This is a genomic window from Bacillus sp. XB1, from assembly GCF_053557995.1.
In genome coordinates this window covers 2246513-2267646 of sequence record NZ_JBNRIL010000001.1, presented here as the reverse complement: position 1 = coordinate 2267646, position 21134 = coordinate 2246513, and the positions used below count along the sequence as shown (strand labels likewise).

Here is a 21134-nt window from a genome sequence, read left to right as displayed (position 1 = left end):
AAGGGAGTTAGTGATATGGACGTAACAAAAAAACAAGGGCTGTATAATCGTCTTATACGATTAAACCCACCACAAATATTAGCATTAGGCTTTTTCTGCTTAATTGTGGTTGGCGGTTTGTTATTAAAATTACCATTCGCAACGAAAGCACATATTAGTTGGGTAGATGCTTTCTTTACAGCAACGTCAGCAGCGACCGTAACTGGTTTGGGAGTAGTGGATACAGCAAGTACATTTACGATGTTTGGCGAAATTGTTATTATGTTTTTAATTCAAACAGGTGGTCTAGGTCTTATGACAATTGCCATTTTAATTGTTTGGGTACTAGGTAAAAAAATCGGATTACGCCATCGTTTATTAATTGGAGAAGCATTTAATCAAACAAATATAGGTGGTCTTGTAAAATTAGTAAAGCGTGTCTTTATATTTTCGATTTGTATTGAACTTATTGGGGTCATCTTTTTATCGTTTCGCTTTATTCCAGAGTTTGGTTTTGGAAAAGGTTTATACTATAGTATTTTTCATGTAATTGCATCTTATAATAATGCAGGGTTTGCTTTATGGCCAGATAATTTAACAAGATATGTAGGGGATCCCATTATTAATATTGGGATTTGCTCTTTAATTGTAATTGGTGGACTCGGTTTTACCGTATTAATTGATATATGGTATAGTCGCAGTTTTCGAAAATTATCACTTCACTCAAAAATAATGATTATTGGAACAGTAGTACTAAATGTTATAGCAATGATTGTGATTTTTGTATTGGAATATAATAATGTGAAGACGTTAGGGAGTTTATCTTTAAATGAAAAACTATGGGCTTCCTTCTTTCAAGGTATTACTCCGCGGACAGCTGGATTTAATACGGTTGACTATGGAGGTATGGAAGAATCATCTATATTATTTACGATGATTTTAATGTTTATTGGTGCAGGAAGTGTATCGACAGGTGGAGGAATTAAATTAACGACGTTTGTTATCTTAATTACATCTGTCCTTTCTTTCTTTAGAAAAAAGGAGGAAATTGTTTTATTTCAGCGTACAATTAAAATGTCGACAGTAACGAGGGCCTTAGCGATTGCTGTTGCCAGTCAAATACTTATTTTAGCAGCGGTATTCATATTAATGCTTACAGAAAACTTCAGCTTTATTCAATTATTATTTGAGACAATATCAGCGTTTGGCACAGTCGGATTAACGATGGGAATTACTGCAAAGCTATCGGCATTCGGAAAATGTATTATTATGTTTGTTATGTTCTGCGGATTAATTGGACCATTAACACTTGTGTTCTCTTTAGCGCGACCAGCAAAACAAAAAATAAAATATCCATCGGAAGATGTGTTTACAGGATAAGGTATCCCGCGTTAAGCGAGATACCTTTTTCTTTTTTAGAACAGGGAGAACAATAGACCAATAAGTGCTACTCGGAATAAAATTGCGATAAGTGCAGCAATTCCACCGACAACTGCAGCGATACCGCCAGTTACAGTAGCGCCGCGATTATAAGCGTAAATACCGAGTAAAACAGAAACAAGACCAAATAGTGTTGGAAATGTAAATAGCGATAAGATAGATAGCGCAAGAGCGATAAAACCAGCAGTTGATCCAGCAGCGGACGATTTTACAACATCTTTATCGTCTTTATCATCGTAATCATAATCAATGCGTTGTGGTGCAACCTCAGCGGCGTACTCTTCTTTATAGTCACTATAATCACTATCTATTCTATCTCTTTTTTTATAATCATCAAATTTCTCAGTCAAAGTCATGACTCCTTTCATAACAAGGTTCAATAGTAGTATGTATCTCTTTTTCTTTTTTATCCCGCTATTTGTGGGAGTCGAGCTACGTACACATCCCACTGATTAAAGTTTCACTATACCGGAGCATGTACAGGGAGTAGTATCTTTTAAAAGAAGGAAAATGTTTTTTTGAAATAGGAAAAGTTAGTATGACTTCCTCTATTTTGGAAAATATAAAAAGGAATAATGAGGAAAGGGTGCAATACATAATGGAACATCCAATTGAAAATTTAATGAAAACGGCAATGACAAATTTAAAAGAGATGGTAGATGTAAATACAATTGTTGGGAGCCCGGTTTCAACAGCTGACGGAAATGTAGTATTAACAGTATCTCAAGTGGCTTTTGGTTTTGGAGCTGGTGGAAGTGATTTTAAAGGGGATTTCATCACTGAAAAACATAACGGTGGGCAAAATCAGCATAAAGAGAACAAACAAGGGCATCCATTTGGAGGAGGAAGCGGGGCTGGGGTTTCCATTAGTCCAGTAGCTTTTTTAGTAGTTGGTTCTAATGGGGTGCAAGTATTACATCTCAACAGCAGTACACATTTAATTGAAAAGGCTTTAAATACTGTACCAAGCACTGTAGATAAATTTGTGAATGGTCGTCAAAAGTGAACTTGCATTTTTTAGGAATTATGATATATTAGAAAAAGTGCGCTTTAGGATGATCGGAATAATTGAAATGTAAATATATATGATGTGTGGAATAAGGGAGAGGAATTTATGATTAATATCAAAAACTTAGTAGTTGGCTTATTTATGTTAGTTAGCGGCTTTGTTGTATATGTAATAAAAGAAAAAGCTCCATTCTAAAACAGACAAACCGTTAATGTCTGTTTTTAATTTGCGGGAAAAAGTTGACAAGTTATTGTATTGGTGTTAGAATTTTGATTCGTGTCTCGGTTACAGCTAGTGTAAAGTAAATATCTCTTATGAATGCAATACGAAAAGTTTGCGAAAGATCGGGTAATTTTATCAACAACTTTTGTGAACAAACCCTATAAATTGTATTTGTAAGCTATATATGTATACTAGTGAATCAAGGAGCGGTCAGTGGAACCGTAATGATGAGAGAGAGGTAGGGCTTTCATCCAGTATATGTTACTTTCCCGTTAGGTGAATATAAAAAAGAGGACTCCTTTTAAAAGGGGTCCTCTTTCATTTTTTAAGTGCGACTTTCAACTTGTTGACAAATTTCATCCGTTGTTAAACCGTGAGCTGTAATGACTGATCCTTTAATTGATGTATCTGCAATGCCCATCACATTAGAATCTTGCCCAGTTACAATGCAACAATCACACCCTTGTGCATCCTGTTCTGAGTTAAGTGTAACAACTTCATGACCTTGTTGTTGAAGAGCTTGTTGAACGTCTGTTAATGAGTTTTCAACGCCAATTCTAGCCATAATTATCACCTCCTACCATCTAATTGCTAGTATGCTCAAGTTCACTGCATATATTTATGAAAAGACGGTAGGAAGTAAATCTTTGTTTAGTCGTTATATACGCCAGTAAGCATTTGACTAACGAATTGATCGTTTAATGTATCTTGTGCTGAAGAAGTATTTGAATGGATGTCGATTGAAGCAATAAAATGATTATGTTCTTTCGTATTTGGTTCTACCTCTACGTAATTATCGAATTTACAAAAACCTTTCGTATCCATTAGATCAAATAATTGCAGCATTTCTACTACCTCTTGTCTCGTTCCTTTAATTTGTACACACGCCATATTTATTTCCTCCTTTATTTTGACAAATTGTTTTTTAAAAATAGGATTATGATTACGAAATGAAAAATATGAATGTTATTTTTAGACAGCGCTATTTTTGTTATTTTCCCCCTTTTTCAGCAAAAGTCGTTATATATTCCCAGATTTATAAAATAGGACGTCCGTTTATTGAATACAATAGATTCGTATCAATTGATGAAAATCCTTCTTTTAAACAAATATTTTTTTTAGTGGAAATTGGCGAAAAAATTTTTGACTTTTTTGTAAACGTTAACAATGTTGTTAAATCAGTATAAGTAAAGAAGTACGTACGAATAAAAATTATAAATTTTCTAAAAATTCACTTGATTTATTTAGAAAGGAGAGTAAACTAGGAAACAATAAAAAATTCATAGAACATAGGAGGCGCTTCTAGTGAATGAGCAATGGATTTTCTTAAATGGAGAATTTGTTCCAAAAGATGAGGCAAAAGTTTCAGTATATGATCATGGCTATTTATATGGCGATGGAGTGTTTGAAGGAATTAGAGTTTATAGCGGTAATGTTTTCCGTTTGAGAGAGCATCTTGTCCGGCTGTATGAATCAGCAAAATCAATCCTTTTAGAAATTCCATATTCATTAGATGAAGTAACAAATATTGTTGTTGAGACGATTCGACAAAATAAATTATCTAATGGATACATTCGCCTTGTTGTATCAAGAGGAGCAGGAAATCTTGGATTGGATCCCGATTCATGTAAGAAGCCGAATGTAGTAGTAATTGCAGAACAATTATCTTTATTCCCACAAGAATATTATGAGAAAGGGATTCCAGTTGTAACAGTTGCAACGCGCCGAAATCGTCCCGATGTTTTATCCCCTCAAGTAAAATCTTTAAATTACTTAAACAATATTTTAGTTCGTATTGAAGCGAAATTAGCTGGAGTACAAGAAGCACTTATGTTAAATGATCAAGGATATGTAGCTGAAGGATCAGGAGATAACGTGTTTATTGTTAAAGGAAATAAATTAATTACACCACCAAGTTCTGCTGGAGCGTTAGAAGGTATTACACGAAACGCCATTTTAGAAATCGGCGAAAAACTTGGGTATGACGTAAGAGAAGAGTTATTTACAAGACATGATGTATATGTAGCTGATGAAGTGTTTTTAACAGGAACAGCTGCTGAAGTGATTGCTGTTACGACAGTAGATGGTAGAACGATTGGCTTAGGGCAAACAGGTCCACATACGAACCGTTTATTAGAAGAGTTTCGTAAGTTAGTTGTAGAAGATGGAGAGAAAATTTACGAAGAAAATAAAGTTGGATAACAACTTTTTTAACATAAGAAAGCGTTGATAGGGAGGAGTAGTTGATTGTGAAGCCTCACAGAGAGTCGGTGGTTGCTGAAAACCGATGGTTCACGTCGACGAACATCGCCCTTGAGTGCTAAGCTAAAGCATTTGTCTAGGCTTAGACGGTAGCTCCGTTATTAGCTAGATCCATTTATGGATCACTGAGGCAAGAGTATTCTTGCGAAGAAGGGTGGTACCGCGAAATCTTTCGTCCCTTCAGCACATAGCTGGAGTGTGGACGTAGGATTTTTTTATTGTATAAAAGTTTGAAAAAGGGGGCTTATAAGAACAATGTCTTCAAAAACGGAAGAGAAACTGGCAACTGGTGCACAGCTATTGTTAGAAGCGCTAGAAAAGGAAGGCGTAGAAGTGATTTTCGGTTATCCGGGTGGTGCCGTTTTACCTCTCTATGATGCATTGTATGATTGTGAAATTCCGCATATTTTAACAAGGCATGAGCAAGGAGCAATTCACGCTGCTGAAGGGTATGCCAGAATTACAGGGCATCCAGGGGTTGTAATTGCAACGAGTGGGCCAGGCGCTACAAATGTAATTACGGGTCTAGCTGATGCGATGATTGATTCATTGCCACTTGTAGTATTTACAGGCCAAGTAGCAACAACGTTAATTGGGAGCGATGCTTTTCAAGAGGCAGATATTATGGGACTTACGATGCCAGTGACAAAACATAACTATCAAGTGCGAAAGGCCTCAGATTTACCTCGAATTATTAAAGAAGCATTTCATATTGCTAAAACTGGAAGACCAGGACCAGTCGTTATTGACCTTCCGAAAGATATGGTAGTCGAGAAAGGTGAGCAATGTAGCAATGTACAAATGGATTTACCGGGATATAACCCTAATTATGAACCGAATCTACTTCAAATAAACAAATTACTCAAAGTAATTGAAACCGCAAAAAAACCGTTAATTTTAGCTGGAGCGGGTATATTGCATGCGAAAGCTTCGAAAGAATTGACAAATTTTGCTCGTAAATATGAAATCCCTGTTGTGCATACATTACTTGGTCTTGGTGGTTTTCCACCAGATGATGAACTATTTCTAGGGATGGGAGGAATGCATGGTTCTTATACAGCAAATATGGCGTTATATGAATGTGACTTACTCATTAATATAGGCGCGAGATTTGATGATCGGCTTACAGGGAATTTAGCTTATTTTGCTAAAGGGGCTACTGTTGCGCATATCGATATCGATCCAGCAGAAATCGGGAAAAATGTGCCAACTGAAATTCCTATTGTTGCAAGTGCTAAGCGGGCATTGGAAGTATTACTTGAACCAGAAGGGGGAAAAGAAAATCATCATGAATGGATCACTTTATTAAAGGGGAGAAAAGAACAATATCCATTCTCTTATAAAAGAAATTCTGAAAGTATTAAGCCCCAATACGCAATTGATATGTTATATGAAATTACGAAGGGAGAAGCGATTGTAACAACAGACGTTGGGCAACACCAAATGTGGGCAGCCCAATATTATCCGCTGAAAAATCCAGATAAATGGGTAACTTCTGGTGGGTTAGGAACGATGGGGTTTGGATTTCCAGCAGCAATCGGTGCGCAAATTGCAAAGCCTGAAGAATTAGTTATTGCAATTGTTGGTGATGCTGGGTTTCAAATGACTCTACAAGAATTAAGTGTATTAAAAGAACACGCTTTACCCGTTAAAGTATTTATTTTAAATAATGAAGCTTTAGGAATGGTAAGACAATGGCAAGATGAATTTTACAATCAAAGATATTCACATTCTTTATTACCATGCCAACCAGATTTCGTCGCTCTTGCGAATGCATATGGCATAAAAGGTGTTCGTATTGACGATCCACTTCTTGCAAAGAAGCAAATCCAGCATGCTATTGAATTACAAGAGCCAGTCGTAATTGATTGTCGTGTACTTCAATCAGAGAAGGTTATGCCGATGGTTGCGCCAGGAAAAGGTGTTCACCAAATGGAGGGAGTGGAAAAAGGGTGAAGAGAATTGTTACAGCGACAGTTCGAAATCAAAGTGGTGTTTTAAACAGAATTACAGGGGTTATGACACGAAGACATTTTAATATTGAAAGTATTTCAGTAGGTCATACAGAATCATCAGATATATCGCGAATGACGATTGTTGTACACGTTGAAAGTGAACAGCAAGTGGAGCAGTTAATTAAACAACTGCATAAGCAAATTGATGTACTGAAAGTATCAGATATTACAGAAGAAGCGATGATTGCTAGAGAGCTTGCTCTTATTAAAGTAGCAACTTCTGTAGCGAGGGCAGAATTATATAGTTTAATTGAACCGTTTCGAGCCGCTGTAATAGATGTTGGGAAGGATTCCATAGTTGTGCAAGTAACAGGTACGCAAGATAAAGTAGAAGCGTTAATTGAATTACTTCGTCCATACGGTTTGAAAGAAATTGCTAGAACAGGTGTAACAGCATTTACACGTAGTATGAAAAAACAAGATAAGCAAGTTATGTTAATTCAATAATCATTTAAATATAGGGGGAAATGAAAATGGCAAAAGTTTATTATGAGAAAGATGTAACAGTAAATGTATTAAAGGAAAAGAAAGTAGCAATCATCGGATATGGCTCGCAAGGTCATGCACATGCGCAAAATTTACGTGATAACGGATTTGATGTAGTAGTAGGTTTAAGAAAAGGTAAGTCTTGGAATAAAGCGAATGAAGATGGATTTTCTGTATATACAGTAGCAGAAGCAGCGAAAAAAGCTGATGTAGTAATGATTCTACTGCCTGATGAATTACAACCAGAAGTATATGAAGCTGAAATTGCACCAAATTTACAGGCTGGAAACTCTCTCGTGTTCGCACATGGATTTAATGTTCACTTTGATCAAGTAAAACCACCAGCTAATGTAGATGTATTTCTAGTAGCGCCAAAAGGACCGGGGCATCTCGTACGCCGTACGTTCGCCGAGGGCGGGGCTGTTCCTGCATTATTTGCAGTATATCAAGATGCAACAGGAGTTGCGACTGAAAAAGCACTTTCTTATGCTGACGGAATTGGAGCAACGAGAGCTGGTGTACTAGAAACGACGTTTAAAGAAGAAACAGAAACAGATTTATTTGGAGAGCAAGCTGTACTCTGCGGCGGAGTGACTGCACTTGTAAAAGCAGGGTTTGAAACGTTAGTTGATGCAGGATATCAGCCTGAACTTGCATATTTTGAATGTTTACATGAACTGAAGCTAATCGTTGACCTTATGTACGAAGGTGGACTTGAAAATATGAGATATTCAGTTTCAGATACAGCGCAGTGGGGAGACTTCGTATCAGGACCACGCGTTGTTACTGAAGATACGAAGAAAGCGATGAGGGCAGTATTAGCAGAAATTCAAGATGGTACATTTGCAAGAGGCTGGATTGCAGAGCATAAAGCAGGAAGACCAAATTTCCATGCGACAAATGAGAAAGAGAATAAACATGAAATCGAAGTAGTTGGACGTAAATTACGTGAAATGATGCCTTTCGTACAGCCGCGAGTAAAGGTAGGGGTTAAATAATATGAAGCAGGTTTTGTTCATGGATACAACGCTTCGTGATGGCGAACAATCACCAGGAGTAAATTTAAATGAACAAGAGAAATTACAAATTGCTAGGCAATTAGAGAGGCTTGGTATTCATGTAATGGAAGCTGGATTCGCGGCAGCTTCCGAAGGTGACTTTCAATCGGTAAAACGTATTGCGAATACAATTCAAAATGCTACGGTTATGAGTTTAGCTAGAGCGAAAGAAAGTGACATTCGAAGAGCATATGAAGCTGTGAAAGGTGCTGTATCTCCTCGTCTACACGTATTTTTAGCTACGAGTGATATTCATATGAAATATAAACTTTGTATGTCAAAAGAAGATGTGTTAAATAGTATTCATCGCTCGGTTACGCTTGGAAAATCATTATTTCCGACAGTACAATTTTCTGCAGAAGATGCGACAAGAACATCGAGAGCATTTTTAGCTGAAGCAGTAGAAATTGCAATTCGAGCAGGAGCGAATGTAATTAATATTCCGGATACAGTTGGATATACGAATCCAGAAGAGTATTATTCTCTTTTTAAATACTTACAAGAATCCGTTCCATCATATGAAAAAGCGATTTTTTCTTGTCATTGTCACGATGATCTTGGTATGGCAGTAGCAAATTCGTTAGCTGCGGTTGAAGGAGGAGCATTGCAAGTAGAAGGAACGATTAATGGCATTGGAGAAAGAGCAGGGAATGCAGCGTTAGAAGAAGTTGCGGTAGCTCTTCATATTAGAAAAGATTTTTATAAAGCAGAGCCTTCAATGACTTTAAAAGAAATTAAGGCGACGAGTATATTAGTAAGCAGGTTAACGGGTATGGTTGTACCGAAAAATAAAGCAATCGTTGGAGCGAATGCATTTGCTCATGAATCGGGCATTCACCAAGACGGGGTTTTAAAAGAAGTAACAACTTATGAAATTATCGAACCAGCGCTTATAGGAGAATCTCAAAATCTCTTTGTACTTGGGAAACATTCTGGCCGTCATGCGTTTACGGAAAAAATGAAAGAGCTTGGTTATGAATTTACAAATGAAGAGCGAGATGCGGCATTCGAAGCATTTAAAAAATTGGCTGATCGTAAAAAGGAAATTACTGAAGAAGATTTACGCGCACTTATGCTTGGTGAAGCAGCATTTGCAGTTCAGCAATATAACATTACGCAATTACAAGTGCATTTCGTATCAAATAGTACACAATGCGCAACAGTTGTGCTGAAGGATGAGGAAGGAAATGTATATGAAGATGCAGCCACTGGTTCTGGTAGTATTGAAGCGATATACAATGCGATTCAAAGAATTTTAGGATTAGAATGTGAATTGGCAGATTATCGCATACAATCTATTACACAAGGTCAAGATGCACTTGCTCACGTTCATGTTGAATTAAAAGAAGGTAGTCACCAAATATCAGGTTTCGGAGTTGCGCAAGACGTATTGGAAGCGTCGGCGAGAGCTTATGTCCATGCAGCAGGGAAATTAAAATCTCTTATAGCGCTTGTGAAATAAATATTTGATAGGTGAGAGAAGCTTTCCTCACCTATTAAATTAAAGTTCTGAAAATTCAGTTAAAAGGAGTGTTAAAAATGGAAAAACGTATCGTTTGTTTAGCTGGTGATGGTGTTGGTCCAGAAGTAATGGAAAGTGCGAAGGAAGTATTGCATATGGTAGAAAGGCTATATGGACATCATTTTCATTTGCAAGATGAGTACTTTGGTGGTGTTGCTATCGATTTAACTGGGCAACCATTACCACAGCGAACACTTGCCGCCTGTTTAGCGAGTGATGCGGTTTTACTTGGAGCAGTAGGTGGACCAAGGTGGGATAGTGCGAAAGAAAGGCCTGAGAAAGGATTATTAGCATTAAGAAAAGGACTTGGTGTATTTGCGAATGTTCGCCCTGTAACGGTAGAAAGTGCAACTGCACATTTATCACCATTAAAAAACGCTGATGAAATTGATTTCGTTGTCGTTCGTGAATTAACAGGCGGAATTTATTTTTCTTATCCGAAAGAGCGAACGGAAGAAGTGGCGACAGATACACTTACGTATCATCGCCATGAAATTGAACGTATCGTTTCGTATGCTTTTCAATTAGCGAATAAGCGGAAGAAAAAAGTAACATCTATTGATAAAGCGAATGTTTTAGAGTCTAGTAAATTATGGAGAACTGTGACAGAAGAAGTAGCACTTCGCTACCCAAATGTGGAAGTAGAACACATTTTAGTAGATGCAGCAGCTATGGAATTAATTCGGAATCCAGGAAGATTTGACGTTATTGTAACGGAAAATTTATTTGGTGATATTTTAAGTGATGAGGCTTCAGTATTAGCTGGATCATTAGGAATGCTTCCATCAGCAAGTCACGCTGAAAAGGGGCCTTCATTATACGAGCCTATTCACGGATCAGCACCGGATATTGCGGGGAAAAATAAGGCGAATCCAATTGCGATGATGCGTTCTGTTGCAATGATGCTTGGGCAATCGTTCGGATTAACGAGAGAAGGATATTCAATTGAAGAAGCAGTTTCTGCAGTCCTTAAATCAGGAAAATGTACAGCAGATATCGGGGGGACTGAAACGACAACTTCATTTACAAAGGCAGTTATTCAAGAAATGGAAGAGCAAGCGTTAGTAGGGAGAGGAAGATAATGGGGAAAAGGTTACTAGATAAGCTTTGGGAAAGACATGTAGTTGCGACTAATGAAAATGGATTGGATTTATTATATATCGATCTACATCTTGTTCATGAAGTAACGTCACCGCAAGCCTTTGAAGGCTTGCGGCTTACAAATCGAACAGTCCGCAGACCAGATTTAACATTTGCAACGATGGATCATAATATTCCAACGAAAGATGTTTGGAATATTACCGACCGCATTGCGAAGCAGCAACTAGATACACTTCGGGAAAACTGTAAACAATTTCAGGTGCCATTAGCGGATATCGGAGATGAAGAGCAAGGGATCGTTCATGTAATAGGACCAGAACTTGGACTCACACAGCCAGGAAAAACGATTGTTTGTGGTGATAGTCATACAGCAACACACGGTGCTTTTGGCGCACTAGCGTTTGGTATTGGTACGAGTGAAGTGGAACATGTATTGGCGACGCAAACGTTATGGCAACGAAAGCCGAAAGCAATGGGCATTGAGTTAAAAGGAAAGTTACCGCAAGGTGTTTATGCGAAAGATATTATTTTACACCTTCTTTCAAAGTACGGAGTAGCAGTTGGAACAGGTTACGTAATGGAATTTTACGGAGAGGCCATTCATGCTATGGATATGGAAGAGAGGATGACGCTTTGCAATATGGCAATTGAAGGGGGAGCAAAGGCTGGCATTATTGTACCAGATGAAAAAACGGTTGCTTACGTAAAAGGGCGTAAATATGCACCGAAAGACTATGAATCTATTAAGAAAAAATGGTCAGAACTTTATACAGATTTAGATGCAGTTTATGATTTACATATTCTAGTAGATGTTACGGATTTAGCGCCGTACGTTACGTGGGGAACAAATCCTAGTATGGGCGTTCGGATCGATGAGAAATTGCCAGAAAAGCATGATGCAAATGACGAAAGAGCGTTTTCTTATATGGGATTGAGTCCCGGACAAAGTACGTATGACATTCCAGTTCAACATGTTTTCATTGGATCTTGTACAAATTCCAGGCTTTCTGACTTAGAAATTGCTGCATCTGTCGTGAAAGGTAAAAAAGTAAAAGAAGGTGTGCGAGCACTTGTTGTACCTGGATCTCAAAGGGTAAGAGAAGCAGCGATGCATAAAGGATTACATCGCATATTTGAAGAAGCTGGATTTGAATGGAGAGAGCCCGGATGCTCAATGTGTCTAGGTATGAATCCAGATCAAGTGCCTGAAGGGGAACATTGTGCCTCTACGTCAAATCGCAATTTTGAAGGAAGACAAGGAAAGGGAGCACGAACGCATTTAGTTAGCCCGGCAATGGCGGCAGCGGCTGCGTTATATGGTCATTTTGTTGATATTAGAAAGGAGAGTTATGATGGAGCCATTTCGTATTCATAAAGGTACTGCCGCAGTACTGATGAATGATAACATTGATACAGATCAAATTATTCCGAAGCAATATTTAAAGAGAATTGAAAGAACTGGGTTTGGGAAGTTTTTATTTGATGAGTGGCGATATGATAATAATCGCCAAGAAAACCCTAATTTCCCGCTTAATGCACAAGAAAGAAAAGGAGCCAGTATATTAATCACAGGTGATAATTTTGGATGTGGCTCGTCAAGAGAACATGCTCCATGGGCGCTTGCTGATTATGGTTTCCGCGTTATTATCGCTGGAGGATTTGCCGATATCTTTTATATGAATTGTATGAAGAATGGCATGTTACCGATTGTAATGGATAAAGATATGCGTGAACAACTTGCTAAAACAGATGCGAGGGAACAAATTACAGTTGATTTAGAAAATGAAATAATGACAACGAATACGCATAGATTCCATTTTACAATCGAGAAAATGTGGAAAGAGAAGTTATTAAATGGTTTAGATGAAATTAGTATTACAATGCAATATGAACAAGAAATAAAAGAGTATGAAAGAAAAGTGGCTTTACATTAAAAAAGTGACGGAATATTAAAAATGTATTTACATTCAAAATTAACTGTTATATACTATGTGAAAATCAGAGGAGAAAGGGAGTAAGTATTATGAATATCGTGCAATCTATTACAATGCTTACACAACTACATCATCATACATGAAACCCTTGAACCTAGCGTGAAAACGTGTAGGTACAAGGGTTATTCCCGTTGTACCTACACTCTACTGAAGAGCCTTGTAGGTATTTTGTCTACAAGGCTCTTTTTATTTTCGGCTTAGGGGAATGAAATAGGCATACATTAGAAGGGGAAAGGTGTGAAAATTTAGATGACAAAATGGAAACGAGCAAACCCGAATGGAACGAGAGATTATTTATTCGAAGAATGTACGTTAATTGAAGAAGTAGAACAGAAATTAAGGCTTACTTTTTTAGAGAGAGGTTATGAGGAAATAAGAACACCTACAATTGAATTTTATGATGTTTTTGCATTTCAAAATAGACCGATAGATGAAGAGAAGATGTATAAATTTTTTGATGAAAAGGGAAGGATTATCGTTTTACGTCCAGATATGACAATTCCTTTAGCGAGAGTTATTGGAACACAGAGATGGGATACGCCACTTAAAGTGACGTATAGCGGGAATGTATTTCGAGCGAATGAATCCCATTCTGGAAAATATAATGAAATCGTACAAAGTGGTATTGAAGTTATCGGGATTGATAATGTAAGAGCTGAAATTGAATGTGTAATAAGTGTCATTCAAGCACTTCAAAAGTTGAAGGTGCAATCTTTTACAATTGAGATTGGGCAAGTACAGTTATATAAATGTATTGTAAAAAAACTCTCCATCCATGATGAAGAAGAAAGGGTACTTAGAACGTATATAGAAAGTAAAAATTATGCAGCCCTCTCAAATTTTATCGGAGAAAAGAAATTAAATCGATGCGATGAGACAGTAAGGTTACTTGAGAAATTGCCAAGGCTATTTGGAAATTTAGAAGTTATTGAGGAAGCAGAAAAGCTTGCTTCAAGTAATGAAATGAAAATGGCAATTGCAAGAATAAAAGAAATGTATGAAACAATTGAAACGTTAGGATATGGTTCTTACATATCAATTGATTTGGGCATGATTCAACACTTAGATTACTATACGGGTGTTATTTTCAAAGGATATATATATGAAATTGGAGAAGAAATCGTTAGTGGCGGAAGATACGATGAGCTAATTGGCAATTTTGGAGAAATGCTGCCAGCTGTTGGACTCGCGGTACAAGTAAATCAAATTGTGAAGGCGCTGCAAGAGCAGCAAGAACCATATGAACGAAATCAAATTGATATTGTGATTCATTATGAGTTAAATAGATTAGCGGAAGCAGAAAGGTTACGAAATTTACTTCGAAAGGATGGGAAGAATGCTTGGTTATCTCTATTCTCTAATTTAAGCGATACCTTTCAATTTGCAAGAAAAAATAAAATAGGAACGGTTGTTGAGGCAAAGAATGAATATTTAGTGGAATATGTATGGAATGAGAAATGGGTAGTCCAGAAAGAAGGAGAGGCTTCATGCGTAACATTCAAATTGCGTTAACGAAAGGAAGATTAGAAAAACATGTCATTCCACTTTTTGAGCAGATTGGAATTGATTGTTCCGAGCTCAAAAATAAAGGTCGGAAGCTTGTATTTCAAAGTAAAAATACAAATATTTCATTTATTTTAGTAAAAGCGGTTGATGTTGCTACTTATGTAGAACATGGGGTAGCTGATATTGGCATCGTTGGAAAAGATATTTTAATGGAAAACGAGAAAGATATTTATGAAATGCTGGATTTAGGAGTGGGGATTTGTAAGTTTTGTGTTGCTTCTATTCCTACGTATAATCCGAAGAGTTACCGGAAGAAAAGAATCGCTACGAAATACCCACATATTACTTCTACTTATTTTCATGATAAGGGAGAGGATGTAGAAATTATTAAAATAGAAGGTTCTGTAGAAATCGCTCCTCTTCTTGGATTGGCAGATGCGATTGTAGATATTGTTGAAACAGGAAAAACATTACAAGAGAATGGACTCATTGTATTTGAGGAAATGTACTTTATATCGGCTCGGATGATTGTAAATAAGGCAGCCTTAAAAACTAAAAAAGACGAAATATTCAGCATTATAAATATGATGGAGCAAGAAATCTTATCAGGGAAATAGGAGGATTTAAAATGGAAATCATTTATGAAGACTTTAAGGAGGCATTATCTAAAATAAAAGTGCTAAGAGAAAACGCTAATATAATAGAAGAAACTGTTCAAAGAAGTGTAAGAGAAATCATTAGACATGTAAGGGAAGGAAATGATGAGGCTTTATCTTTCTATACAAAAAAGTTTGATGGTGTAGAGATGAAAGATTTTCGTGTAAGTGAAGAAGAAATACAGCAAGCGAGTATGTTTGTAGAGAATTCATTTTTAGAAGCTTTAAAAGAGGCGAAGAAAAACATTGTTTCGTATCACGAAAAACAAAAGAAGTATTCAATCTTCGATTGTGAAAGTAAAGGCATAATTAGAGGGCAGCTTATTCGGCCATTAGAAAATGTAGGTGTATATGTACCAGGTGGGACAGCTTCATATCCTTCTTCAGTATTAATGAATGTATTGCCGGCGAAACTTGCAGGTGTGAAAAAAATTGTAATGGTAACACCGCCGAGGAAAGGGGGAATTGATCCTCATATAGTAGCTGCTGCAAATCTTGCGGGAGTAGATGAAATTTATACGATAGGTGGCGCACAAGCAATTGCTGCTTTAGCATACGGGACGGAATCGATTCCGAAAGTGGATAAAATAGTTGGACCGGGAAATTTGTACGTCGCTCTAGCGAAACGAGAAGTATACGGGATAGTAAATATCGATATGATTGCTGGTCCATCAGAAATTGTAGTTGTCGCGGATGAAACAGGTAATGCAAAATATATCGCAGCGGATTTATTATCGCAAGCAGAGCATGATGAGAGAGCAACGGCGATTTGTATTACAACGAATATGGAACTAGCTAAAGAAGTAGAAAAAGAGGTAGAAAGACAGTTAGAAACGTTACCAAGAAGTGAAATTGCACGTGAATCAATAAATAGAAATGGAGCCATCTTTATCGTTGCTTCTTTAGAGGAGGCACTAAAGTTATCAAATGAAATTGCTCCAGAACATTTAGAGTTACATATAAAAGAACCGATGAATGCTCTAGATTATGTGAAACATGCAGGCTCTATTTTCCTTGGGCCATATGCACCTGAACCGCTCGGGGATTATTTGGCGGGACCGAATCATGTATTACCAACGAGCGGAACGGCAAGATTTTTTTCTCCGTTATCAGTCGATGATTTCGTGAAAAAATCAAGTTTTATTTCTTATACAGAGGAAGCATTAAAAAATGTACAGCATCATATTGTAGAGCTTGCAAATAAAGAAGGGTTACATGCACATGCGAGAGCAATCCAAATAAGGTTTGAGGAGGAAAAATAATGCGTCAGTCCAGTCAAGCACGTGAGACGACAGAAACAAAAATTAAATTAAGTTTGCAGCTTGATGAAAGTACGAGTGTATCTATTCAAACGGGGGTTGGTTTTTTCGATCATATGCTGACTTTATTTGCTAGACATGGAAGATTTGGATTGCAAGTTGAGGCAGAAGGTGATGTATTTGTCGATGCACATCACACCGTTGAAGATGTTGGAATTGTACTCGGAAATTGCTTGAAAGAAGCATTGCAAAATAAAGAAGGAATTAATCGTTACGGTTCCGCGTATGTACCGATGGATGAATCTTTAGGATTTGTTGCAATTGATATAAGTGGACGCTCATATTGTGTATTTCAAGGGGAATTAACAAATCCGAAGCTCGGGGATTTTGATACAGAATTGACGGAAGAATTTTTTAGAGCAGTTGCACATGCTGCCAATATTACATTACATGCGCGCGTTCTATACGGAAGTAATACACATCACAAAATTGAAGCATTATTTAAAGCTTTTGGTAGAGCGCTTAGAGAAGCGGTCGAAAAAAATGCCAACATTACTGGTGTAAATTCAACGAAAGGGATGTTGTAATTGATTGCCATTATAGATTATGGAATGGGGAATATTCGCAGTGTAGAGCAAGCATTAAAATATACTGGCGGAGAGTACATTGTAACGAGTGATAAAGAAGAGATATTGAGAAGCGATGGCGTGATTCTACCGGGAGTAGGTGCATTTCCGAAAGCGATGGAAGTATTAAAAGAAAGAGATTTAGTGTGTGTACTAAAAGAAGTTTGTGACATAGGAAAACCACTCCTCGGTATATGTTTGGGCATGCAACTTTTATTTGAACGAAGTGAGGAACTAAAAGATTGTAGCGGGTTAGGTTTACTACCAGGTGAAATTCGGAAGTTAAAAGTTTCGTATAAAATTCCTCATATGGGATGGAATGAATTAAGGAAGGAAAGAGAATTTCCGCTTTGGAATGGATTAGTGGATGGTTCTTTCGTGTATTATGTTCACTCATATTACGCGGATTGTCCAGATGAAATTGTATGCGGAGTAAGTGATTATGGAATGCAAATACCAGGGTTTGTCGCGAAAGGAAATGTATTTGGTGCACAGTTTCATCCAGAAAAAAGTGGCGAAATTGGCATGCAAATATTAAAAAATTTTCAAGGAGTGGTAGAAGCATGGAAATCTTCCCAGCTATCGATTTAAAAGAAGGGCGATGCGTTAGACTTTATCAAGGAGAGTTTAGTAAAGAAACGGTGATGAATGAAGATCCGGTAGCGCAGGCGATCATATTTGAAAAGCTTGGAGCGGAAATACTACACATTGTTGATTTAGACGGTGCAATTGCTGGCGAGTCGTTAAATTTGCCCGTCATTGAAAAAATCTGCAAGGCGGTACGTATTCCTGTACAAGTGGGAGGAGGAATTCGTTCACTTGTAACGGTGGAGAAGTTATTGTCAGCAGGTGTAGAAAAAGTGATTTTAGGAACAGCAGCTCTTTATGATAAGTCATTTTTAGAGGAAGCAGTTCGTCTATATAAAGAGAAAATCATTGTTGGAATTGATGCGAAAAATGGTTTCGTAGCAACGAGAGGTTGGCTTGATCTGTCTGAAATTTCTTACGTTAGTTTAGCGAAACAAATGGAAAGTTTAGGTGTTCAAACGATTGTGTTTACAGACATTTCGAAAGACGGGACGCTTGCAGGTCCAAATTTTGAACAATTAGCGATACTTCAAAAAAGTGTGGGCATTCGTCTCATCGCCTCTGGAGGAGTGGCATCTATTCAAGATGTGAAAAAGTTAAATGATATGAATATATATGGTGTCATAATTGGAAAGGCGCTTTACGAGAAAACGATTGATTTAGAAGAAGTGTTACAGGTAACGAAGTTATGTTAGCGAAACGAATCATTCCATGTCTAGATGTGAAAGAAGGGCGAGTCGTAAAGGGTGTAAATTTTATAGGATTACAAGATGTCGGTGATCCGGTTGAAATAGCTGAAGCATATAACGAGGCAGGGGCAGATGAAATCGTATTTTTAGATATTACAGCGACTCATGAAGGAAGAAAAACGATTATAGATGTTGTAGAAAAAACAGCAGCTAAAGTATTTATTCCTCTTACGGTTGGCGGGGGGATTTCAAGTGTGAAAGATATGTACAATTTACTAAGAGCTGGAGCAGACAAAGTTTCAATAAACTCAGCGGCAGTGCGAAACCCGAAGCTTATAGAAGAAGGGACAGAACACTTTGGATCACAATGTATTGTCGTGGCAATTGATGCTAGAAAAGTAGCAGAAGGTAAATGGAACGTATACGTCAACGGCGGAAGAGTTGACACAGGAATGGATGCCATAGAATGGGCGAAGCGTGTTGTTAAACTTGGGGCAGGTGAAATTTTGTTAACGAGTATGGATGCAGATGGAACGAAAAGCGGATATGACCTTCGTTTAACAGAAGAAATTTCAAAAAGTGTTTCCATTCCAGTCATCGCATCAGGGGGCTGTGGTCATACGGATCACATTATAGAAGTTTTTCAAAAGACAACAGTTGATGCAGCGTTAGCGGCATCCATCTTTCATTATGGTGAGGCGACAGTGCAGAGTGTAAAGCGAAAATTAAGAGATGCAAATGTTGAGGTGCGGTTATGAAACCTAATTTTTCAAAAGGATTAATACCAGCAATTGTCATCGAAGAAGGTACGAAAGAAGTTTTAATGCTAGCTTATATGAATGAAGAAGCATATGAAAAAACGTTAGAGACGAAAAGAACATGGTTTTATTCTCGTTCTAGGCAGTCGTTATGGAATAAGGGGGAAACATCAGGGAATCTTCAATATGTGCAATCTTTATATTTAGATTGTGATCAAGATTCAATTGTTGTGAATGTGAAACAAGTAGGATCTGCTTGTCATACGGGAGAGAAGACATGTTTTCACTATCAAATTATATAGGGGGATACATATGGAAAATGCCTTTAAGTTGCTGTATAAAACAATTGAAGAACGAAAGGAAAGCCCACTTCCTGAATCGTATACAAATTATTTATTTTCAAAAGGAGAAGATAAAATTTTAAAGAAAATTGGTGAAGAGTGTGCTGAAGTAATTATCGCATGTAAAAATAATGATAAAGAAGAAGTAGTGAAAGAAATGGTTGATGTATTTTATCACTGTTTCGTTTTATTAGCTGAAAAAAATATTACATTGGAAGATGTCATGCGGGAGGTGAAAGAACGAAATGGAAAGCTTTCGAGAGTTGGGGATAGAAGGGAAATAGATACATTATAAGGGGGAATGTATATGAAAGTAGATTATCATCTTCACTTAGAAGAAGGACCGTATTCAATAGGATGGCTTGCTAAAATAAATGAAGCGCTGGAACGTTATGAACCGCTTCAAGAAAGGCATTCTATTGATTGGCTTATGAAAACACAAGAGCGTTTGCAAAAGCGTGTGAAGGAAGGGCCATTTACAACAGAATGGATGGACCTCTATTTAGAAGAAGCTGTGCGAAAAGGTATAACAGAAGTTGGGATTGTTGATCATTTATATCGTTTTCATGAAGCGAAAGGATATTATGAAAAATATGTAGATATTAGTGATTCTAAGCTCGGTCGTATACAGAAGGAATGGTTAGATCAAGTAAGGGTAGTTTCACTGTATGATTTTACAAAGGTCATTGAAGAGGCGAAAGAACGATGGAGTAAAAGAGGTGTCACACTTAAACTTGGAATTGAAGCGGATTATTTTATTGGTTGTGAAGGAGAGTTAAAAGAATTATTAGCGCTAGGAGACTTTGATTATATAATTGGTTCCGTTCATTTTTTAAATGGCTGGGGATTTGATAATCCAGATACGAAAGAATATTTTGAGAAGCATGACCTACGCGCATTATATGATATGTTTTTTAAAACAGTTGAGAGTGCGATTCGTACCGAGTTATTTGATATTATCGCTCATCTTGATAATATAAAGGTATTTAATTATCGATTGGATGAGAATGAACAGCTTTCTTATTATGAGGAAATTGCCTGTGCGTTAGTAGAAACGAATACGGCAACAGAAATAAATGCAGGATTATACTATCGTTATCCTGTTCGTGAAATGTGCCCAAGTCCACTATATTTACAAGTATTAGCTAAGTATGGTGTTCCAATTACGATTTCTTCGGATGCCCATTATCCAAATGATTTAGGGAATTATGTACAAGAAAATGTACAAACATTACTAGCTCACGGTGTTACTCAGGTTGCAACATTTACGAAGCGAGCAAGAGTAATGAGGTCGCTTGAAGAAGAAGTAACAAATTCAAAATGAAACGCAATTTTTTGATGAAAACCGTCCTTTTTGTTCAAAATAAGAAAGAATGAAAAGGAGGGTAAGAAATGGCGAAACAACAAAATAAACAAAATGTACAAGGTGCACAGCAACAAGCTTATACTTCTGAAACGAATGCTGAATCTCAATCGGTTATTGAGGAGCAAATTAGCGATACGGTTGCAGAAGGAACGATTGATGTGAAGCTTGGAAAAGAATCGCAGGAAAAAGCGTAAGAAAAGGGGAGAGTTGCATCTCCTCTTTTTTCATGGAAAAGTGTCGATTTTTAAAACTATAAT

At 37.2% G+C, this 21134-nt stretch carries 26 protein-coding genes and 1 other annotated feature; of the genes, 23 read left to right on the top strand and 3 right to left on the bottom strand.

The genetic code is table 11. The annotated features are described in order from the left end of the window. Nucleotides 1–15 precede the first annotated feature (15 nt). On the top strand, nucleotides 16–1359 hold the full coding sequence (locus tag ACK1U5_RS11570; RefSeq protein WP_069604955.1) for a TrkH family potassium uptake protein: 1344 nt from the start codon (nucleotides 16–18) through the stop codon (nucleotides 1357–1359). A gap of 35 nt (nucleotides 1360–1394) precedes the next feature. On the opposite strand, the gene ACK1U5_RS11565 is transcribed toward ACK1U5_RS11570, so the two are convergent. Then, the gene (locus tag ACK1U5_RS11565; RefSeq protein ID WP_000136535.1) at nucleotides 1395–1769 is read right to left on the bottom strand and encodes a hypothetical protein; all 375 of its coding nucleotides are present in this window, start codon (nucleotides 1767–1769) and stop codon (nucleotides 1395–1397) included. Between the two features lie 188 nt (nucleotides 1770–1957). Here ACK1U5_RS11565 and ytfJ point away from each other — a divergent pair, with 188 nt between their 5' ends. Both ytfJ and ACK1U5_RS11555 read left to right on the top strand, forming a co-directional pair. After that, nucleotides 1958–2425, top strand: coding sequence for a GerW family sporulation protein (gene ytfJ / locus ACK1U5_RS11560; RefSeq protein ID WP_000204234.1), 468 nt, complete (start codon nucleotides 1958–1960; stop codon nucleotides 2423–2425). Nucleotides 2426–2533: 108 nt separating this feature from the next. Then, entirely contained in the window at nucleotides 2534–2623 is a 90-nt protein-coding gene (locus ACK1U5_RS11555; RefSeq protein ID WP_000608227.1) for a hypothetical protein, read from the top strand. 352 nt (nucleotides 2624–2975) lie between these two features. Here ACK1U5_RS11555 and ACK1U5_RS11550 read toward each other — a convergent pair whose 3' ends face one another. Then, the gene (locus tag ACK1U5_RS11550) at nucleotides 2976–3215 is read right to left on the bottom strand and encodes a YkuS family protein (RefSeq protein ID WP_000101017.1); all 240 of its coding nucleotides are present in this window, start codon (nucleotides 3213–3215) and stop codon (nucleotides 2976–2978) included. Nucleotides 3216–3301: 86 nt separating this feature from the next. Continuing rightward, nucleotides 3302–3541: a DUF3911 family protein gene (locus ACK1U5_RS11545; protein WP_000752512.1), complete on the bottom strand. Its 240-nt coding sequence runs from the start codon at nucleotides 3539–3541 to the stop codon at nucleotides 3302–3304. A gap of 59 nt (nucleotides 3542–3600) precedes the next feature. Between ACK1U5_RS11545 and ACK1U5_RS11540 the strand changes: the two genes are divergently transcribed. The 20 genes from ACK1U5_RS11540 (at nucleotide 3601) to ACK1U5_RS11445 (ending at nucleotide 21071) form a co-directional block, all read left to right on the top strand. Next, nucleotides 3601–3837: a hypothetical protein gene (locus ACK1U5_RS11540; protein WP_000794204.1), complete on the top strand. Its 237-nt coding sequence runs from the start codon at nucleotides 3601–3603 to the stop codon at nucleotides 3835–3837. 118 nt (nucleotides 3838–3955) lie between these two features. Then, entirely contained in the window at nucleotides 3956–4852 is an 897-nt protein-coding gene (ilvE, locus tag ACK1U5_RS11535) for a branched-chain-amino-acid transaminase (protein ID WP_001005486.1), read from the top strand. 15 nt (nucleotides 4853–4867) lie between these two features. After that, nucleotides 4868–5095 (top strand) — a binding site (T-box leader). 72 nt (nucleotides 5096–5167) lie between these two features. Beyond that, a complete protein-coding gene (ilvB, locus tag ACK1U5_RS11530) occupies nucleotides 5168–6868 on the top strand; it encodes an acetolactate synthase large subunit (protein WP_000095832.1) in 1701 nt (566 codons plus the stop codon). Beyond that, nucleotides 6865–7374 carry an acetolactate synthase small subunit gene (ilvN, locus tag ACK1U5_RS11525; RefSeq protein WP_000822952.1) on the top strand — a complete coding sequence of 170 codons (510 nt, stop codon included), beginning with the start codon at nucleotides 6865–6867 and terminating at the stop codon, nucleotides 7372–7374. Before ilvB ends, ilvN begins: the two co-directional genes overlap by 4 nt. Before the next feature lie 26 nt (nucleotides 7375–7400). Next, nucleotides 7401–8411: a ketol-acid reductoisomerase gene (ilvC, locus tag ACK1U5_RS11520; RefSeq protein WP_069604954.1), complete on the top strand. Its 1011-nt coding sequence runs from the start codon at nucleotides 7401–7403 to the stop codon at nucleotides 8409–8411. A gap of 1 nt (nucleotide 8412) precedes the next feature. Then, a complete protein-coding gene (gene leuA / locus ACK1U5_RS11515; protein ID WP_069604953.1) occupies nucleotides 8413–9933 on the top strand; it encodes a 2-isopropylmalate synthase in 1521 nt (506 codons plus the stop codon). 77 nt (nucleotides 9934–10010) lie between these two features. After that, the gene (leuB, locus tag ACK1U5_RS11510) at nucleotides 10011–11075 is read left to right on the top strand and encodes a 3-isopropylmalate dehydrogenase (RefSeq protein WP_000415386.1); all 1065 of its coding nucleotides are present in this window, start codon (nucleotides 10011–10013) and stop codon (nucleotides 11073–11075) included. Further along, nucleotides 11075–12469, top strand: coding sequence for a 3-isopropylmalate dehydratase large subunit (gene leuC / locus ACK1U5_RS11505; protein WP_098202679.1), 1395 nt, complete (start codon nucleotides 11075–11077; stop codon nucleotides 12467–12469). Before leuB ends, leuC begins: the two co-directional genes overlap by 1 nt. Next, the gene (gene leuD, locus ACK1U5_RS11500; RefSeq protein ID WP_000433189.1) at nucleotides 12447–13028 is read left to right on the top strand and encodes a 3-isopropylmalate dehydratase small subunit; all 582 of its coding nucleotides are present in this window, start codon (nucleotides 12447–12449) and stop codon (nucleotides 13026–13028) included. The genes leuC and leuD overlap by 23 nt, the downstream gene beginning before the upstream one ends. 309 nt (nucleotides 13029–13337) lie before the next feature. Then, on the top strand, nucleotides 13338–14600 hold the full coding sequence (locus ACK1U5_RS11495) for an ATP phosphoribosyltransferase regulatory subunit (RefSeq protein WP_000170293.1): 1263 nt from the start codon (nucleotides 13338–13340) through the stop codon (nucleotides 14598–14600). Continuing rightward, nucleotides 14576–15211: an ATP phosphoribosyltransferase gene (gene hisG, locus ACK1U5_RS11490; protein ID WP_001244487.1), complete on the top strand. Its 636-nt coding sequence runs from the start codon at nucleotides 14576–14578 to the stop codon at nucleotides 15209–15211. Before ACK1U5_RS11495 ends, hisG begins: the two co-directional genes overlap by 25 nt. 11 nt (nucleotides 15212–15222) lie before the next feature. Then, nucleotides 15223–16512 (top strand): histidinol dehydrogenase, encoded by a 1290-nt coding sequence (hisD, locus tag ACK1U5_RS11485; protein WP_000402914.1) that lies wholly within the window; start codon nucleotides 15223–15225, stop codon nucleotides 16510–16512. Continuing rightward, entirely contained in the window at nucleotides 16512–17096 is a 585-nt protein-coding gene (hisB, locus tag ACK1U5_RS11480; protein ID WP_001249951.1) for an imidazoleglycerol-phosphate dehydratase HisB, read from the top strand. The genes hisD and hisB overlap by 1 nt, the downstream gene beginning before the upstream one ends. Next, the gene (gene hisH, locus ACK1U5_RS11475; protein WP_069604951.1) at nucleotides 17097–17726 is read left to right on the top strand and encodes an imidazole glycerol phosphate synthase subunit HisH; all 630 of its coding nucleotides are present in this window, start codon (nucleotides 17097–17099) and stop codon (nucleotides 17724–17726) included. After that, nucleotides 17699–18418 carry a 1-(5-phosphoribosyl)-5-[(5-phosphoribosylamino)methylideneamino]imidazole-4-carboxamide isomerase gene (gene hisA / locus ACK1U5_RS11470; protein WP_000402298.1) on the top strand — a complete coding sequence of 240 codons (720 nt, stop codon included), beginning with the start codon at nucleotides 17699–17701 and terminating at the stop codon, nucleotides 18416–18418. Before hisH ends, hisA begins: the two co-directional genes overlap by 28 nt. Next, the gene (hisF, locus tag ACK1U5_RS11465; protein ID WP_000880110.1) at nucleotides 18412–19170 is read left to right on the top strand and encodes an imidazoleglycerol phosphate synthase cyclase subunit; all 759 of its coding nucleotides are present in this window, start codon (nucleotides 18412–18414) and stop codon (nucleotides 19168–19170) included. Before hisA ends, hisF begins: the two co-directional genes overlap by 7 nt. Next, nucleotides 19167–19472, top strand: coding sequence for a phosphoribosyl-AMP cyclohydrolase (gene hisI, locus ACK1U5_RS11460; protein WP_000803962.1), 306 nt, complete (start codon nucleotides 19167–19169; stop codon nucleotides 19470–19472). The genes hisF and hisI overlap by 4 nt, the downstream gene beginning before the upstream one ends. 10 nt (nucleotides 19473–19482) lie before the next feature. Next, nucleotides 19483–19806, top strand: a complete 324-nt coding sequence (gene hisE / locus ACK1U5_RS11455) for a phosphoribosyl-ATP diphosphatase (RefSeq protein ID WP_000426357.1) — start codon at nucleotides 19483–19485, stop codon at nucleotides 19804–19806. Between the two features lie 12 nt (nucleotides 19807–19818). Beyond that, on the top strand, nucleotides 19819–20835 hold the full coding sequence (locus tag ACK1U5_RS11450) for a histidinol phosphate phosphatase domain-containing protein (protein WP_000861846.1): 1017 nt from the start codon (nucleotides 19819–19821) through the stop codon (nucleotides 20833–20835). A gap of 68 nt (nucleotides 20836–20903) precedes the next feature. After that, on the top strand, nucleotides 20904–21071 hold the full coding sequence (locus tag ACK1U5_RS11445) for a YozQ family protein (protein WP_001118880.1): 168 nt from the start codon (nucleotides 20904–20906) through the stop codon (nucleotides 21069–21071). Nucleotides 21072–21134 lie beyond the last annotated feature (63 nt).

What these genes read in the sequence shown, in the direction of transcription:
- ACK1U5_RS11570 (WP_069604955.1), top strand. Translation starts at nt 16, where the DNA reads ATGGACGTAACAAAAAAACAAGGGCTGTATAATCGTCTTATACGATTA.
- ytfJ (WP_000204234.1), top strand. Translation starts at nt 1,958, where the DNA reads ATGACTTCCTCTATTTTGGAAAATATAAAAAGGAATAATGAGGAAAGG.
- ACK1U5_RS11555 (WP_000608227.1), top strand. Translation starts at nt 2,534, where the DNA reads ATGATTAATATCAAAAACTTAGTAGTTGGCTTATTTATGTTAGTTAGC.
- ACK1U5_RS11550 (WP_000101017.1), bottom strand. Translation starts at nt 3,215, where the DNA reads ATGGCTAGAATTGGCGTTGAAAACTCATTAACAGACGTTCAACAAGCT.
- ACK1U5_RS11545 (WP_000752512.1), bottom strand. Translation starts at nt 3,541, where the DNA reads ATGGCGTGTGTACAAATTAAAGGAACGAGACAAGAGGTAGTAGAAATG.
- ACK1U5_RS11540 (WP_000794204.1), top strand. Translation starts at nt 3,601, where the DNA reads ATGAAAAATATGAATGTTATTTTTAGACAGCGCTATTTTTGTTATTTT.
- ilvB (WP_000095832.1), top strand. Translation starts at nt 5,168, where the DNA reads ATGTCTTCAAAAACGGAAGAGAAACTGGCAACTGGTGCACAGCTATTG.
- ilvC (WP_069604954.1), top strand. Translation starts at nt 7,401, where the DNA reads ATGGCAAAAGTTTATTATGAGAAAGATGTAACAGTAAATGTATTAAAG.
- leuA (WP_069604953.1), top strand. Translation starts at nt 8,413, where the DNA reads ATGAAGCAGGTTTTGTTCATGGATACAACGCTTCGTGATGGCGAACAA.
- leuB (WP_000415386.1), top strand. Translation starts at nt 10,011, where the DNA reads ATGGAAAAACGTATCGTTTGTTTAGCTGGTGATGGTGTTGGTCCAGAA.
- leuC (WP_098202679.1), top strand. Translation starts at nt 11,075, where the DNA reads ATGGGGAAAAGGTTACTAGATAAGCTTTGGGAAAGACATGTAGTTGCG.
- leuD (WP_000433189.1), top strand. Translation starts at nt 12,447, where the DNA reads ATGGAGCCATTTCGTATTCATAAAGGTACTGCCGCAGTACTGATGAAT.
- ACK1U5_RS11495 (WP_000170293.1), top strand. Translation starts at nt 13,338, where the DNA reads ATGACAAAATGGAAACGAGCAAACCCGAATGGAACGAGAGATTATTTA.
- hisG (WP_001244487.1), top strand. Translation starts at nt 14,576, where the DNA reads ATGCGTAACATTCAAATTGCGTTAACGAAAGGAAGATTAGAAAAACAT.
- hisD (WP_000402914.1), top strand. Translation starts at nt 15,223, where the DNA reads ATGGAAATCATTTATGAAGACTTTAAGGAGGCATTATCTAAAATAAAA.
- hisB (WP_001249951.1), top strand. Translation starts at nt 16,512, where the DNA reads ATGCGTCAGTCCAGTCAAGCACGTGAGACGACAGAAACAAAAATTAAA.
- hisA (WP_000402298.1), top strand. Translation starts at nt 17,699, where the DNA reads ATGGAAATCTTCCCAGCTATCGATTTAAAAGAAGGGCGATGCGTTAGA.
- hisF (WP_000880110.1), top strand. Translation starts at nt 18,412, where the DNA reads ATGTTAGCGAAACGAATCATTCCATGTCTAGATGTGAAAGAAGGGCGA.
- hisI (WP_000803962.1), top strand. Translation starts at nt 19,167, where the DNA reads ATGAAACCTAATTTTTCAAAAGGATTAATACCAGCAATTGTCATCGAA.
- hisE (WP_000426357.1), top strand. Translation starts at nt 19,483, where the DNA reads ATGGAAAATGCCTTTAAGTTGCTGTATAAAACAATTGAAGAACGAAAG.
- ACK1U5_RS11450 (WP_000861846.1), top strand. Translation starts at nt 19,819, where the DNA reads ATGAAAGTAGATTATCATCTTCACTTAGAAGAAGGACCGTATTCAATA.
- ACK1U5_RS11445 (WP_001118880.1), top strand. Translation starts at nt 20,904, where the DNA reads ATGGCGAAACAACAAAATAAACAAAATGTACAAGGTGCACAGCAACAA.